A 13,376-nucleotide genomic window follows, 5' to 3' on the forward strand; every position below is an offset into this window, starting at 1 on the left:
AGTCAGGCGGTGGCCGCTGGCAGCTTGACCAGAACACGCAGTCCGGTCCGCCCGCCCTCGGTCATGTTCGCAACCTCGACCGAGCCACCGAGCCGATCGACGATCCGCTTGACGATCGACAGGCCAAGTCCGACGCCATCGCCTTCCTGATGCTGGCCGCGGAAGAACGGCTCAAAGATCCGACCGATCTCCTCGGGCGCAACCCCGGGCCCGCTGTCCTCGATCTGCAGGATCGCCGCGTCGCCATCGCGATAAACCCATGCATCGATCCGCCCGCCCTGCGACGTGAAGCGAAGTGCGTTGTCGAGGAGGTTGCGCAATAGGGCGGCAGGCATCACAGCTTCGCTGCGGACAACCGCCGGCTCGACAAGCACAAAACCGAGGTCGATGCCCCGACTGGCCGCCTCGGGCAACAGTCCAGCAACGACCTCCTTGGCAACGTCGTCCAGCCTCACGACAGGCATCGCCACGGCATCGGCCTGTCCCGCATCCTGTCTCGCGAGCGCAAGCAGCTGTTCGAGCAGATGCCTGGTTCGGCCAATCCCCTGCCGAAGCGACCCCACGCGATCGCGGGCGCTGGAAGGCAGATCAACGGCCGCGAGATTTTCCGCCTGCAGGCTCAGCGCCGTGATTGGCGTGCGCAGCTCATGTGCGGCCTCAGCCACGAAGCGGCGTTGCTGGTCCATCAAGAGGCGCATCCGCTGCAACAATCCGTTGATCGACGCGATGAAAGGATGCAACTCGCTCGGCATCTGCGCGGTCGGCAGCAGCGTCATGTCGTCGGCGCGCCGTCCGTCAAGATCGCCAGCAAGATGCACCATCGGCCGCAGGGAGCGCGCAATGACGATGGCCGTGACCAGCAACAGGCAGGGAATGAGCGCCGCAATCGGCAGCACGGTGCGGAACGCCATGTCGCTGGCGATCTCGTCGCGCACGGAGGTACGCTGTGCCACCGCGAACCGCGCGCCGTCGGCGCGGGTCCGCAGCAGCACGCGGATCGGCTGTCCGTTTCGCACCGCCAGGGCAAGACCATCCTTGAGGCTCCAGAGCCTCGCGTCGTCCTCGGACGCCTGCGGGGCAGTGGCCTGATCAATCAACCAGACCTCTGCATCCAGATCCACCCCATGCAGCGCCCGGCCGCCGGTGAGGCTGCCACCTTGCACCAATCCTGCGATCTGGATGAGGACTGAGTCCTGCATCTCGATGGCCTCGCTGAAAGCCCAGTGATAGGCGAGCAGTCCGCCGATCATTCCTGTCAGGAGAATGATCGTGGTGACGCCGGCAAAGAGACGGCCCCGCAAGGACCTTATCATGGGCGGTCCACCATCCAGCCGACGCCGCGCACGTTTCGGATCGCATCCACACCCAGTTTCTTTCGTACCGCGTGGATCAGAAACTCGATCGCGTTGCTCGCGACCTCCTCGTTCCATCCGTAGAGCTGTCGCTCCAGCTCGCCGCGCGACAGAATTGCGCCGGGTCGCGCCAGCAGCGCCTGAAGCAGCGCGAATTCGCGCGCCGTCAGCACCGCCGATTTCGTCAGGTAAGATGCCTCGCGGCTTGCAGGGTCCAACCGCAGCGTCCCATTGCCGAGCAGCGCCGGCGCGCCGCCGGCTTCGCGGCGTGTGACGGCACGCATCCGCGCCAGCAATTCGCGGATCTCGAAGGGCTTGACGAGGTAGTCGTCGGCACCGAGATCGAGCCCCTCGATCCTGTCGTCGATTGCGTCGCGCGCAGTCACAACGATGATGGGAAGCTTGCGGCCGTCCGCGCGCAACCGCCGCAGAACGTCACGGCCATCTGCGTTCGGCAGGCCAAGGTCGAGCAGCAGCACCTCGTAGTTTTCGTTTTCCGCCGCGAGCAGCGCTGTCGCGGCATCCCTGACCCAGTCGACGGCGTAAGCAGCATCCCTCAGCGCCTGCTCGACGGCTGCGCCCACCATCTTGTCGTCCTCGATCAACAGAACCCGCAAAAATCGGTCCTCAAGCTCCGCCGGACGTTCCGGCCGTCTCATCCTGTCCATCACGACTTAGCACTGACTTAGCCGACGCCAGCCGGCCCAAATTGCGGCGAAGGCTGCGCTATCAGGAAATTTCTTGTCCCTAAGTCGGACCTAAGTCCAGGGCGCGACGGTCCGACATCGCATCGGCTTCGGGAGGGATAGGCGTGTCGCAAGATTCAGGCTTCGGTACAAGACAGATGCTGAACAAGGTTCCGGGGGTCAGCGCGATCTTCTGGGCCATCAAGATCCTCTCCACGACCGTGGGAGAGACCGGCGCCGACTATCTTGCGGTGCATGTTGGGCTGGGCGCCGGCAGGACTGCAATGTGCATGACTGGCTTGCTGGTTGCCGTCCTCCTCATGCAATTGAGCCGTCGCGCCTACGTGCCCTGGATATATTGGCTCACCGTCGTCCTCGTCAGCATCGTGGGCACGCAGCTCACGGACCTCCTTACCGACAAGCTCGAGATCAGCCTCTACATCAGCACCGCCGCGTTCGCCTGCGCACTCGCCGCAACCTTCGCGATCTGGTTCGGCGTCGAGCGCACGCTGTCGATCCACAGCATCGTCACGACGCGGCGCGAGTTGTTCTACTGGACCGCGATCCTGTTCACCTTCGCGCTGGGCACGGCTGCCGGCGATCTCGCCACGGAAGCGCTCGGCCTCGGCTTCCAACTCGGCGTGGTCGCCTTCGGTGCGCTGATCGCAGCGATTGCGATCTCCTACCATGTCGGAGGCAACCCGATCCTCACCTTCTGGCTCGCCTACATCCTCACCCGCCCGCTCGGTGCCGCGCTCGGCGATCTGCTCTCGCAGTCGCGCGAGTATGGCGGCATCGGTCTCGGCACGGTCCTGACCAGCATCGTCTTCCTGACCGTCATCGTCGGCCTCGTCGCTCGGGTGACGTTCGAACATCGCGGCACGTACCGCACCGATCCGGCCCAATAACTCCAATCCCAACCTCAGCGCATCCTGCACGAGCGCAGGAGCGACACCAGGAGAGACCAAATGAAACTCATCCGCGCCATTGCCGTTTGCCTCGTGATAGCTTTCGTCGGCGAGCCGAGCATGCATGCGAGCCAGCATTTCACCTTCGTGCCGCTCGCGGAGGCGGCGACCGCGCAGCTCGGCGACCTCGCTCCGTTCCGCAGCATCGTAGTCGACGTCGCAGGGCTGATCGATAAGGGCGACCTTGCCGGCGCGAAGGCAAGGATCAAGGACCTCGAAACCAGATGGGACGAAGCCGAGGCGGGGTTGAAGCCGCGAGCGGCCGCCGACTGGCACATCATCGACAAGGCGATCGACTGCGCGCTCGAAGCGTTGCGTGCCGGCACTCCGGATGCCGCGAAATGCAAGCAGGCCATCACTGACCTGCTCTCGATCATGGACAGCGTTACCAAGGCCTGAGATCTCCGCGCAGCGCGCAACATAGAGGACACCATGGAAGACACTACGAAGAGCAGCCTCCTCAGCGAGAGCAAGGTCCCCGAAGTCACCCTCGGCTTCTGGATCATCAAGATCGCCGCCACGACGCTGGGCGAGACCGGCGGCGACACCGTCACGATGACACTGAACTGGGGTTACCTCGCGGGCACATGCCTGTTCCTGGCGGCGATGATCGTCCTCGTTACCGCGCAAATCCGCGCGCAAAGATTTCATCCCGCACTGTATTGGGCGACCATCGTGGCCTCGACCACCTTCGGGACCACGATGGCCGACTTGGCCGACCGCTCGCTCGGCATCGGCTACACCGGCGGCTCGACGCTGCTGCTCACCTGCCTCGTGCTGGTGCTCGGCCTCTGGTATCGCGCCGAAGGCACGATCTCGGTCAACAGCGTCAGCACGCCGCGGGTCGAAGCCTTCTATTGGGGAGCGATCACCTTCTCGCAGACGCTGGGCACCGCGCTCGGCGACTGGATCGCCGACACCGGCGACATGGGTTATCGCGGCGGCGCGCTGATCTTTGCGGCCGCGCTTGCCGTCATCGCGGCGCTGTATTTCTGGACCCGAATCTCACGCGTCACGCTGTTCTGGGCGGCGTTCATCCTGACACGTCCGCTGGGCGCGACCGTTGGCGACTTCCTCGACAAGCCGCACGATCACGGCGGGCTGGCACTCAGCCGGCCGCTGGCCTCGATCGCGATCGCGGCGTTCATGGTGGCCTGCCTTCTGCTCGTCCCGCAACGCGCAGGACAGCATCCCGGCGGCCATGCAGCCGAGCGCGCTTAGCGGATGATCGTCGTCAGCGACGAGTAGCGCTTGTTCGGCTTTGCTTCAGCCGCGGAGAACTGCGCGAAGGCGTCGCTGACGCGGGTCGCCGGCGGTGTGTCGCTGGCGAAACGGAATTCCTGCTGCTTCGGCGCGTAGAAGCTGGCGCTGTAGTAGGAATCGTCGAAGCGCGCCTCGCCGACCCCGAACAATGCGTCGCAGGCGAACAGGAGCGCGTAGACTCCCGCGACCGCCACGACGACCTCCTTGAGAACCGACATGTTGATGCCCCACTCTTTTGCGTGAGGATGCACGTCGGTTCCAAAGCCGAGGTTTAAAGCGGCCGCCTTCTTGTCCGCAGGGTTTGCCGCCACTGAGCGGATTGCAGACAATTCTATCGATCTGGAAAAAGAGAGCCTGCCTGACCGGTGGGTCAGGCAGGCTCCAGGGGTTGGCCGCTCGGGAGGTGTCAGACGGCCAAATTCATCCAGACGGCCTTGGGCTCGGTGAAATTGTCGAGCGCGGCAGTGCCGTGCTCGCGGCCGAGGCCGGAGTCGCGCTCGCCGCCCCAGGGCAGCCGCACGTCGGTATAGCCATAGGTGTTCATCCAGACGGTGCCGGCGCGCGCCCGCTTGGCGAAGCGCTGGAGCTTGCCGATGTCGCGGCTCCAGACGCCGGCGGCTAGGCTGTAGGCCGTGCCGTTGGCGATCCGTAGAGCATCGGCCTCGTCCTTGAACTTGATGACGCTGACGACGGGGCCGAAGATCTCCTCCTGCGAGATCCGCATCTCGTGCGCGACATCGGCGAACACCGTCGGGCTGATGAAGTAGCCGCGCTCGCCGACCCGCGCGCCGCCGGTGACGAGCCTCGCGCCTTCCTTCTGGCCGATCTCGACATAGTCGAGGATCGACCTCATCTGCTTCTCGGAGATCACGGGGCCGAGCGCGGTCTTGCGGTCGAGCGGATCGCCGATCTTGATCGACCTTGCGCGCGCAGCGAGCCGCTCGACGACCTCGTCATAGGCGCTCTCCTGCACCAGCACGCGCGAGCCCGCCGAGCAGACCTGGCCCGCATTGAAGAAGATGCCGGAGGCGGCTGCCTTGCTGGCTGCTTCGAGGTCGGCGTCGTGAAAAATCACGTTGGCCGATTTGCCGCCGAGCTCGAGCGAGACGCGCTTGAAGTTGCTGGCCGCGCCCTTCATGATTCCGCGGCCGACGCCGGGCGAGCCGGTGAAGGTGACCTTGTCCACGTCAGGGTGATTAACCAGCGCGTCGCCGACGACACGGCCAGGTCCTGTCACGACGTTGAAGACTCCTTTCGGCAAACCTGCTTCAAGGGCGAGCTCGGCGATGCGCAGCGCCGACAGTGAGGTCAATTCGGCCGGCTTCATCACGATGGTGCAGCCGCAGGCGAGCGCCGGCGCAAGCTTCCACATGCCGATCATCAGCGGGAAATTCCACGGCACGATCGCCGCGACCACGCCGACCGGCTCGCGCATGGTGTAGGTCAGGGCATCGTCACGCACCGGCACGACGTCACCGCTGATCTTGTCGGCCCAGCCGGCGTAATAGGTCAGCGTGTCCAGAGCCGCCGGAAAGTCCTGGCGCATCGTCGCGGTCACAGGCTTGCCGGCGTCGATCGACTCGAGCTCTATGATCTCGTCGGCGTGCACTCTCAACAGATCCGCCCAGTGCAGCAGGATCCGGCCGCGCTCCGACGCGCGCATCGTACGCCACGGACCTTCGAAGGCGCGGCGCGCGGCGGCTACGGCAAGCTCGACATCGGCCTCGCCGCCTTCGGCGATGGTGGCGATGGCTTGGCCGGTGGCAGGATTGAGCGATTTGAAGGTGCGGCCCGAGCTTGCAGGGACGCGGCGGCCGTCGATCAGCAGATGCTGCGGCCGGGCCATGAATTCGGTCGCCGGCGAATGCGCAAAATCATATGCAGCTGACATCATATCTTCTCCCAATCTGGTATGCCAGAATAGGCGCCCATTTGCGGGAGTAAATATGATATGGCTTGCAATTAAGCGCCCTACATATGAAGTTAAGTTCATAAGGATATCGGATGCTCCAGATCGAGATCGAGGCCGTCTGGCGGTTTCGCCACGAAGGCAGCCCGCGCACCACGGTCGTCATGCTGGGCGTGCTCAACGAGATTCGAAAGACGGGAAAGATCACCAGCGCGGCCAGCGACGCGCACCTGTCCTACCGGCATGTCTGGAATCTGATCGAGCAATGGTCCGAGTTCTTCGGCACGCCTCTCGTCGAGACCCAGCGCGGCAAGGGCTCAAAACTCACGCCGTTCGGCGAGCGGCTGGTGTGGGCCGGCGAGCGCATGCAGGCCCGGCTCGGGCCGCAGCTCGAGAATCTGGCGCAGGAGCTCGCAAGCGAGATCAAGCCGTTTCTCGAACAGCGCCCTTCCGTGATCCGCGTCCATGCCAGCCACGGCTTTGCGGTGGCCAAGCTGCGCGAATTCCTCGACCGGGAGCCCGGCATCGGCGTCGACCTGCGCTATGTCAGCAATCAGCATTCGCTGGTCTCGCTGGCACAGGGCGCCTGCGATCTCTCAGGCCTGCATCTGCCGCACGGCACGCTGCGCGCCCAGGGCATCAAGGCGGCGCGCGAATGGCTCGATCCGCGCGAGGACCGCATCATCAGCTTTGTCACGCGCGAGATGGGCCTGATGGTTGCGCGCGGCAATCCGCTGCGCATCGCCTCGCTCAGTGACCTCACCCGACCCATCGTCCGCTTCGTCAATCGCGATCACGATTCCGGTACGCGGCTTCTGTTCGATCAACTCATCGACGCGCATGGCATCGACGAGAGCAAGATCAACGGCGCCCAGCAGATCGAATTCACCCATGCCGCGGTCGCCGCCTATGTCGCCAGCGGCATGGCCGATGCGTGCTTCGGCGTCGAGGCGGCGGCGCGCCAGTTCGGCCTCGATTTCATCCGCATCCTCACCGAGGACTATTTCTTCGTCTGCAAGCGCGCCTTTCTCGAAACGGAGCCGATGCGGCGCATCCTCGACATCGTCCGCAGTCACGATTTTCGAGCGGCCATCGCCACCCTGCCCGGCTACACCGCATCCGACACCGGCGACGTCACCGGCGTGAAGGCGTTTCTGGAGATGCACGCCGTGCGGTGATGCGGCGGGCCGCATTCACCTTGTTCGCGATGGGCAAGAATGGCAATCTCGGTCGAGAGTCATTCAAGAGAGCCCATCATGCCGCGCGCGAGCGCCAAATCCCTGCCCCAGCTCAGCCTTCGCATCGACCTCGATGGCGAGGACCGGATCGGGCCCGGCAAGATCGAGCTTCTGGAGCAGATCCGCGAGCAGGGCTCCATCTCGGCGGCCGGCCGCGCCATGGACATGTCGTACAAGCGCGCCTGGGATCTCGTCGACGAGATCAACCGGATCTGCGGACATCCCGCGGTCGAGCCGCAGGCCGGCGGCAAGAACGGAGGCGGCGCGATGCTGACGCCGTTCGGCGAGAAGCTCGTTGAGCGCTACCGCAAGATCGAGCGTGACGCCGCACGCGCGGTGCACAAGGATCTGGCAGCGCTCAAGAGCGACATCGCCCGTTCCCGTAAATCCTCTTGACCGTCAGTTCGGCAGCACCGTCGTCTCGGGCATCGGCTGAGTCAGCGCTTCACCGAGCAGGCACTGTTCGGCCTCCGGGATCGAAAAGCGGACCTTGAAACCGTCTTCTGTTTCCAGCGTGATGATGCGCTGGGTCGTGTCGGTGGATTGTTCCAGCACCCAGGACGCCAGCGGATAGGCATAGCGCAGGCTCTGGTCGCCGTAGCGGGTCTTCAGCGCCGCCTCGAGCAGGCCGGGCAGCGTCATGATCAGGGCGCCGACCTGGTTGAGAGAGACGCTGACCGCGGCGGGATTGCCTGTCACATCCTCGAAGCCCAGCGAGATCGCGCCGCCGTCGGCCGCCACCTCGCAGGTCGTGAGCTGCCTCACCTTGATTTCCATTGAACGCTCCGAAGCGCATATCGCTATATCTCGAACGATATAGCGATAATGCCGAAAGAGGTCTAGCGGGCATTCCTTGGAATCCATCTACGCTCGGCAACGGCTTCTGGCACCTCGGCGACTTCTCGGTGGGCTACAGGCGAGCGTTCGGCGAAGCCCCCTCCGAGACGCTGCGCGAGGCCGTCATTTTACGGGCGCGCTCGCGCATCGGTGAAAAAGCCCGGTCAAATACGGGCATTTTTCTCCTTTCCGATATTCTCCTCCACGTTCTGTTAATGACGCGGCGAGTTCCCGCCGTGCACACGCGCGAGAGTTAGGCAGTCGGCAACGCCGGGCGGCGATCATCGCCGGACGCAAACAGGTCGAGCCCGATGCCGTCACGACGCCTTCACGCCAGGATTCAGCACCATCCGACCATGGTCGTGTGGGCGCTCGTCGTGCTCATGAGCGCCTGCGTGCTCGGCCTGGTTGCGTGGAAGGCCGCCCTCGGTCGCGAGATGGCATTGACGCGCAACGAGGACGACGTTCGCAACCTCGTGCATTCGCTGACCCAGCACGCCGTCCATTCGTTCCAGGCTCCCGACGTCGCGATGGGCGGCCTCGTCGATCTGCTCAAATATCGCAAGCCCGAGAGCGCGGCGCGGTTCAATGCCTATCTGGCAAACACTGTGCGCTCGCTGCCCCAGCTCCGCGAGATCAAGGTGCTCGACGTCAACGGCGATGCGATCTATTCGAGTGGGGAGCTGCAAACGCACAACAATGCGGATCGCGCTTATTTCCACTTCCACCGGGATACTCCCGGCAACGAGCTGCGCATCAGCGGCCCGTTCAAGTCCCGAACCACGGGCCTTCCAACCATCGTGCTGTCGAAACGCATCAGCGATGCGGCGACCGGCGCATTTGCCGGAATCGTCATGGCGACGATTCCTTGCGACTATTTCGCCGGCTTCTATCAGTCGTTCCGGATCGGCGAGCATGGCGCCATCAGCCTGATCACCGGTGACGGCAAGGTCTTGGCACGCTGGCCGGAGGGCTCCAGCGGCCGCGACCTTTCAGGCACGCCGCTGTTTCAGACGCGCCTGAAGCAGGATCCCGTCGGCTATTACAGGATAACCTCGCCGTTCGACGGGATTGCGAAATATTTCGGCTACGAACAGGCCGACCGCTATCCCATCGTGGTGACCGTTGCGCGATCCGAGGCGCAGATCCTTGCCGGATGGCAACAAGCGCTGCGCCGGGACGCGCTCGTGGCCTTCGTCCTCCTGCTCGTCGTGGCCGGCATCGCCACACTGCTGGCGCGGCAGTTCCACTACCGTACCCGCCTCGAACAGTCGCTTTGCGAGCGTGAGGCACGCTATCGCCTGCTTGCCGAGAACATCGCCGACATCGTGCTGGTGCTCGATGCGAGAGGCGTGTGCCGCTATGTGTCGCAGTCGATTCACGCGGCCCTCGGCATGACCGAAGACATGGTGGTCGGACGTTCCTGCCTCGATTTCGTCCACCCCGACGACCACGAGATCGTGGCCAACAGCGGCAGCCTTCTTGACGAGAGCAGTCATTCGCGATCGATCACCTTCCGCGTCAGGCGACCGGACGGCTCCATCGTATGGCTCGAATCGAATTTTCGACCGGCCCGCGGCCTCGGCCCCGAAGGGCGCTCGACCGTCGCCGTGCTGCGCGACGTGACGCAGCGCAAGCTGCTCGAAGACGAACTGTCGACCGCGACCCGGCGCCTTGCACAGCTCGCCACCACCGACGGTCTGACGCGGCTCGCCAATCGCCGGAGCTTCGACGGCTTCCTGCGCGAGGCCTATGAGCACAATTCGGTCCTCTCGGTGCTGATGATCGACATCGATCACTTCAAGGGATTCAACGACACGCTCGGCCATCAGGCCGGCGACGACTGCCTGCGCCAGATTGCCGGCGCGATCGACCAGATTGCGGCGCGTTCCGGCGGCCAGGCCGCAAGATATGGCGGCGAGGAATTCGCCGTCGTGCTGCCGGGCCTCATGGAAGAGCGCGCGATGGAGATCGCCGAACAGTTGCGGCAATCGGTCATAAATCTCGACATCCGCCATCCCGCGGCACCGCGCGGCACCGTGACCATCAGCATCGGCGTCGCCGACAAGCAAGAAATCGGCAGCAACGACATTGCGCTGCTGCGACAGGCCGACATCGCGCTCTACCGCGCCAAGGACGCCGGCCGGAATCGTGCGGTCGCAAGCACGTCGCTGCACAGCGCGGAGGTGACCTCGCCTCCGCTCGCCGACCTGGGTCTCGCCGGGTAGCGCCCGCGCTCAGGCGTGACCGTTCTCCTTTCGGTGTCCATTCTCGCTGAGGCGGTCGACCCAGGCGATACCGATCGCCGAGACGATGAAGGTCAGGTGGATCAACACCTGCCACATCACGCCGCTCTCGGTGAAATTGCTGCGCGTGGTGCCGAGATTCCCGGCCTCGATGAACGTCCTGAGCAGCGAGATCGAGGAGATGCCGACGATCGCCATCGCAAGCTTGATCTTGAGCACGCTGGCGTTGACATGGCTCAGCCATTCGGGCTCGTCGGGATGGCCGCGCAGGTTCAGACGCGAGACGAAGGTCTCGTAGCCGCCGACGATCACCATCACGAGCAGGTTCGAGATCATGACGACGTCGATAAGTCCGAGCACGACCAGCATGATCTGCTGCTCGCTGGCGTCGAACGAGTGCGCGACCAGGTGCCAGAGCTCCTTCAGGAACAGCAGCACATAGACGGCCTGCGCGACGATGAGGCCGACATAGAGCGGCAATTGCAGCCAGCGCGAGCCGAAGATCAGGCGCGGAAACAGGCCGACCGGCGGCTTTGGCGCGAGGCGCGCCGAAGGTGCCTGGGGTTCGGACGACATCGATCACTCCGGAAGGGCGACGGCAGAATACGGCGGCGGGTTTAGAGACTTGCGATGACAGGCGCGATCTCGAGCGAGCCGCGATAGATCATCTCGAAGGCGACGTAGACGACGATGGCGAGGCCGACATAGGCGATCCAGCGCTGCTTCTGCAGCACGCGACCGAGCAGATCGGCGGCAACGCCCATCAGCGCAACCGACAGAAGCAGGCCGAAGGCCAGGATGTAGGGATGCTCGCGCGCCGCGCCCGCGACCGCGAGCACGTTGTCGAGCGACATCGAGACGTCCGCGGCCACGATCTGCATCGCCGCCTGCCCGAACGTCTTGCGCGGTGCGCCAGGGCCGGTCGCGGCACCGCCATGGCTGAACGCAAGCTGGTTCGCATGCGCGGTCTGCTCGCGCAGTTCGCGCCACATCTTCCAGCACACCCACAGCAACAGCACGCCGCCGGCGAGCAGCAGGCCGATCACTTGCAGAAGCTGGGTCGCGACGCCGGCAAACATGATGCGCAAGCCGGTCGCCGCGATGATGCCGACGACGATGGCGCGGCGGCGCTGCTCGGCCGGCAGGCCGGCGGCGGCCAGGCCGATGACGACGGCATTGTCGCCGGCGAGCACGAGGTCGATCAGGACGACCTGGAGCAGCGCAGTCAGCGCATCGGCGGTGATGAACTCAGTCATGATCGATCGTGTTTTGATGCGGCCGGGTCCAGCCAGTGCGGCTTGCGGCGCTCGATCCAGTCGAAGACCTTCGAGCGCGACGCACGCAGCGCCGGCACGTCCTCGGCGAGCAGCGCGAGGCCGAGCGGCAGCATCCAGACGCCGAGCACCGGCAGGAAGGACAGCACGCCACCGACGACGAGCAGCGCGCCCGAGGGAATCCGGACCCAGCGGCTGGACGGTTGCAGGAGATAGTCGACTGTGTTGGCAAGGCGCGGCGGCAACCGGTCGACCAGCGCATCGAGGCGCGGGTCGCCACCGGCCGGTTGGCCGCTGTCGCCCTCGGATCTGGTCTTTTGCTCGTCGGAAGCTGCGCTCATGCTCACGCCTTGGCGGCCGCGCCAACCGCGATGGGCCCGACCGGCTTCGCGCGCGGCAGCACCAGCGTCAGCAGCCGCAGCAGCTTGATCGCCTGCACTTCGTGCGGATCCACGTTCTCGTCCGCCGCCGCGACACGTTCCGACAGCTCGATCAGATGCGACGACAGCGGCAGGTCCGCGACCGGGCGCAGCGTGTCGATCACGACGTTGGCGAAATCAGGCTCTTCGAGCCGTTCGGCGAGCTCGTCGAACATCGCAAACAGACGATCGTCGCCGATATGCGGCGCCAGTCCGCGCTCCCTGATGAAGCGGATCACCTCGTCGCGCTCGACCGGCGACACGCGGCGGTCGGCTACGGCGACCAGCGCGCCGGCGATTACCAGCGCCGCCGCAGCCTGCTCGTTGATGCCGCGCGGCTCGGTGATCTCGATCGGGGTGGAAGTTGTGGCGTCAGACATCGTCGCTCCTCATGCTTGCGAAATGGCCGCGCTGAGCTGCGATGGAGACGATTGGGGCGGAGGGAACTCGAGCAGGCCCGACAATCGGCCGATCCATCGCATTCGCGCGGGACAGGTCATCCGACATCGCGAGGTTTTGCCGACATGGTCAGCGTCCTCGCCAGAGGGGCCCGGATTCTTGTTCTCCCCACACATAAAGCTGCGTGAGCTGGAATCAAGGTGACCGACGTGCGACCAGCCGCCGCATCGGGTTCCGTCTTGGCAGACTCGGTTAAGGCCGCGGCGTGTCTACCCCATCCGCTCCACGAGATGCGCGCGCGACGGTGACGGTTCAAATCGGTCGCCGAAATATTGCGTTTCGTGCGCGACCAGGCCGTCACGGAATTCCATGATGCTGACGACGTAGGACGGCACTCCGTCATAGGTCAGGACGAACTCGCTCACCCAGAGATCGCCGCCGCCGATGATCCGCCGGACCTTGAAGCGCTTGCTGTTCGGCTGCGCGATTCGGCTCTGCTGAATGTTCCGGCGGCCGCGGATGCGCTCTCCGGACTGCGGATAGTCGAGCAAGGCGTCCTCGCGATAGATGTCATGCTCGGCCTCGAAATCGTTCGCGTCCGACGCGTCCCAATGGCGCTGGAGCGCCGCCAATTTGGCTTGGTCGTCCATCTCGGTCTCCCCTATTGAAGCCGGTGCCCCAGGGAATGAAGATATACAACGCAGCTCTCACTTCGTGCTGATCACGAGCGTGAGAGATTGCTCCATGCCGAGACGATCGATGACCCAGATGAAGACCAATCCCGC

General features: G+C 64.7%; 17 protein-coding genes. 7 read left to right on the top strand and 10 right to left on the bottom strand.

What is annotated here, in order from left to right:
• Positions 1 to 2 precede the first annotated feature (2 nt).
• Both XH90_RS22435 and XH90_RS22440 read right to left on the bottom strand, forming a co-directional pair.
• Positions 3 to 1,250: an ATP-binding protein gene (locus XH90_RS22435; protein ID WP_194476509.1), complete on the bottom strand. Its 1,248-nt coding sequence runs from the start codon at positions 1,248 to 1,250 to the stop codon at positions 3 to 5.
• 59 nt (positions 1,251 to 1,309) lie between these two features.
• Complete coding sequence (locus XH90_RS22440) at positions 1,310 to 1,969, bottom strand: response regulator transcription factor (protein WP_194476510.1); 660 nt, start codon at positions 1,967 to 1,969, stop codon at positions 1,310 to 1,312.
• Between the two features lie 227 nt (positions 1,970 to 2,196).
• On the opposite strand from XH90_RS22440, the gene XH90_RS22445 reads away from it, so the two are divergent.
• The 3 genes from XH90_RS22445 to XH90_RS22455 are packed head-to-tail and all read left to right on the top strand — an operon-like array spanning position 2,197 to position 4,227.
• Entirely contained in the window at positions 2,197 to 2,946 is a 750-nt protein-coding gene (locus XH90_RS22445) for a hypothetical protein (protein WP_194482768.1), read from the top strand.
• Positions 2,947 to 3,006: 60 nt separating this feature from the next.
• Positions 3,007 to 3,405, top strand: coding sequence for a hypothetical protein (locus XH90_RS22450; protein WP_194476511.1), 399 nt, complete (start codon positions 3,007 to 3,009; stop codon positions 3,403 to 3,405).
• A 33-nt stretch (positions 3,406 to 3,438) separates the two neighbouring features.
• The gene (locus XH90_RS22455; RefSeq protein WP_194476512.1) at positions 3,439 to 4,227 is read left to right on the top strand and encodes a hypothetical protein; all 789 of its coding nucleotides are present in this window, start codon (positions 3,439 to 3,441) and stop codon (positions 4,225 to 4,227) included.
• Here the strand turns inward: XH90_RS22455 and XH90_RS22460 are convergent.
• Both XH90_RS22460 and XH90_RS22465 read right to left on the bottom strand, forming a co-directional pair.
• A complete protein-coding gene (locus XH90_RS22460; RefSeq protein ID WP_194476513.1) occupies positions 4,224 to 4,487 on the bottom strand; it encodes a hypothetical protein in 264 nt (87 codons plus the stop codon). The two genes, XH90_RS22455 and XH90_RS22460, sit on opposite strands and share 4 nt — an antisense overlap.
• Before the next feature lie 188 nt (positions 4,488 to 4,675).
• Positions 4,676 to 6,160 (bottom strand): aldehyde dehydrogenase family protein, encoded by a 1,485-nt coding sequence (locus XH90_RS22465; RefSeq protein WP_194482769.1) that lies wholly within the window; start codon positions 6,158 to 6,160, stop codon positions 4,676 to 4,678.
• Positions 6,161 to 6,273: 113 nt separating this feature from the next.
• Here XH90_RS22465 and XH90_RS22470 point away from each other — a divergent pair, with 113 nt between their 5' ends.
• A complete protein-coding gene (locus tag XH90_RS22470) occupies positions 6,274 to 7,356 on the top strand; it encodes a substrate-binding domain-containing protein (protein ID WP_194476514.1) in 1,083 nt (360 codons plus the stop codon).
• A 78-nt stretch (positions 7,357 to 7,434) separates the two neighbouring features.
• Positions 7,435 to 7,812: a winged helix-turn-helix domain-containing protein gene (locus XH90_RS22475; RefSeq protein ID WP_194476515.1), complete on the top strand. Its 378-nt coding sequence runs from the start codon at positions 7,435 to 7,437 to the stop codon at positions 7,810 to 7,812.
• 3 nt (positions 7,813 to 7,815) lie between these two features.
• Here XH90_RS22475 and XH90_RS22480 read toward each other — a convergent pair whose 3' ends face one another.
• Positions 7,816 to 8,193, bottom strand: a complete 378-nt coding sequence (locus XH90_RS22480) for a hypothetical protein (protein WP_194476516.1) — start codon at positions 8,191 to 8,193, stop codon at positions 7,816 to 7,818.
• Here XH90_RS22480 and XH90_RS39105 point away from each other — a divergent pair.
• Together XH90_RS39105 and XH90_RS22490 are read left to right on the top strand one after the other, a co-directional pair.
• Positions 8,193 to 8,510, top strand: coding sequence for a hypothetical protein (locus XH90_RS39105; protein ID WP_246755552.1), 318 nt, complete (start codon positions 8,193 to 8,195; stop codon positions 8,508 to 8,510). The two genes, XH90_RS22480 and XH90_RS39105, sit on opposite strands and share 1 nt — an antisense overlap.
• 54 nt (positions 8,511 to 8,564) lie before the next feature.
• Positions 8,565 to 10,481, top strand: a complete 1,917-nt coding sequence (locus XH90_RS22490) for a diguanylate cyclase (protein WP_194476517.1) — start codon at positions 8,565 to 8,567, stop codon at positions 10,479 to 10,481.
• 9 nt (positions 10,482 to 10,490) lie between these two features.
• On the opposite strand, the gene XH90_RS22495 is transcribed toward XH90_RS22490, so the two are convergent.
• From XH90_RS22495 to XH90_RS22515, 5 genes are all read right to left on the bottom strand, one after another.
• Entirely contained in the window at positions 10,491 to 11,075 is a 585-nt protein-coding gene (locus tag XH90_RS22495; protein WP_194476518.1) for a TIGR00645 family protein, read from the bottom strand.
• A gap of 41 nt (positions 11,076 to 11,116) precedes the next feature.
• Positions 11,117 to 11,755, bottom strand: a complete 639-nt coding sequence (locus XH90_RS22500; protein ID WP_194476519.1) for a TerC family protein — start codon at positions 11,753 to 11,755, stop codon at positions 11,117 to 11,119.
• Positions 11,752 to 12,114 carry a hypothetical protein gene (locus XH90_RS22505; protein WP_194476520.1) on the bottom strand — a complete coding sequence of 121 codons (363 nt, stop codon included), beginning with the start codon at positions 12,112 to 12,114 and terminating at the stop codon, positions 11,752 to 11,754. The genes XH90_RS22500 and XH90_RS22505 overlap by 4 nt, the downstream gene beginning before the upstream one ends.
• 2 nt (positions 12,115 to 12,116) lie before the next feature.
• Positions 12,117 to 12,572, bottom strand: a complete 456-nt coding sequence (locus tag XH90_RS22510) for a TerB family tellurite resistance protein (RefSeq protein WP_194476521.1) — start codon at positions 12,570 to 12,572, stop codon at positions 12,117 to 12,119.
• A 288-nt stretch (positions 12,573 to 12,860) separates the two neighbouring features.
• Complete coding sequence (locus XH90_RS22515; protein WP_194476522.1) at positions 12,861 to 13,241, bottom strand: nuclear transport factor 2 family protein; 381 nt, start codon at positions 13,239 to 13,241, stop codon at positions 12,861 to 12,863.
• Positions 13,242 to 13,376 lie beyond the last annotated feature (135 nt).

The sequence above is a fragment of the Bradyrhizobium sp. CCBAU 53338 genome, assembly GCF_015291665.1.
Lineage (GTDB): Bacteria > Pseudomonadota > Alphaproteobacteria > Rhizobiales > Xanthobacteraceae > Bradyrhizobium.

Coding starts and splice junctions, on each gene's coding strand:
- XH90_RS22435 (WP_194476509.1), bottom strand. CDS start 1,250: ATGATCGGCGGACTGCTCGCCTATCACTGGGCTTTCAGCGAGGCCATC.
- XH90_RS22445 (WP_194482768.1), top strand. CDS start 2,197: ATGCTGAACAAGGTTCCGGGGGTCAGCGCGATCTTCTGGGCCATCAAG.
- XH90_RS22450 (WP_194476511.1), top strand. CDS start 3,007: ATGAAACTCATCCGCGCCATTGCCGTTTGCCTCGTGATAGCTTTCGTC.
- XH90_RS22455 (WP_194476512.1), top strand. CDS start 3,439: ATGGAAGACACTACGAAGAGCAGCCTCCTCAGCGAGAGCAAGGTCCCC.
- XH90_RS22460 (WP_194476513.1), bottom strand. CDS start 4,487: ATGTCGGTTCTCAAGGAGGTCGTCGTGGCGGTCGCGGGAGTCTACGCG.
- XH90_RS22465 (WP_194482769.1), bottom strand. CDS start 6,160: ATGTCAGCTGCATATGATTTTGCGCATTCGCCGGCGACCGAATTCATG.
- XH90_RS22470 (WP_194476514.1), top strand. CDS start 6,274: ATGCTCCAGATCGAGATCGAGGCCGTCTGGCGGTTTCGCCACGAAGGC.
- XH90_RS22475 (WP_194476515.1), top strand. CDS start 7,435: ATGCCGCGCGCGAGCGCCAAATCCCTGCCCCAGCTCAGCCTTCGCATC.
- XH90_RS22480 (WP_194476516.1), bottom strand. CDS start 8,193: ATGGAAATCAAGGTGAGGCAGCTCACGACCTGCGAGGTGGCGGCCGAC.
- XH90_RS22490 (WP_194476517.1), top strand. CDS start 8,565: ATGCCGTCACGACGCCTTCACGCCAGGATTCAGCACCATCCGACCATG.
- XH90_RS22495 (WP_194476518.1), bottom strand. CDS start 11,075: ATGTCGTCCGAACCCCAGGCACCTTCGGCGCGCCTCGCGCCAAAGCCG.
- XH90_RS22500 (WP_194476519.1), bottom strand. CDS start 11,755: ATGACTGAGTTCATCACCGCCGATGCGCTGACTGCGCTGCTCCAGGTC.
- XH90_RS22505 (WP_194476520.1), bottom strand. CDS start 12,114: ATGAGCGCAGCTTCCGACGAGCAAAAGACCAGATCCGAGGGCGACAGC.
- XH90_RS22510 (WP_194476521.1), bottom strand. CDS start 12,572: ATGTCTGACGCCACAACTTCCACCCCGATCGAGATCACCGAGCCGCGC.
- XH90_RS22515 (WP_194476522.1), bottom strand. CDS start 13,241: ATGGACGACCAAGCCAAATTGGCGGCGCTCCAGCGCCATTGGGACGCG.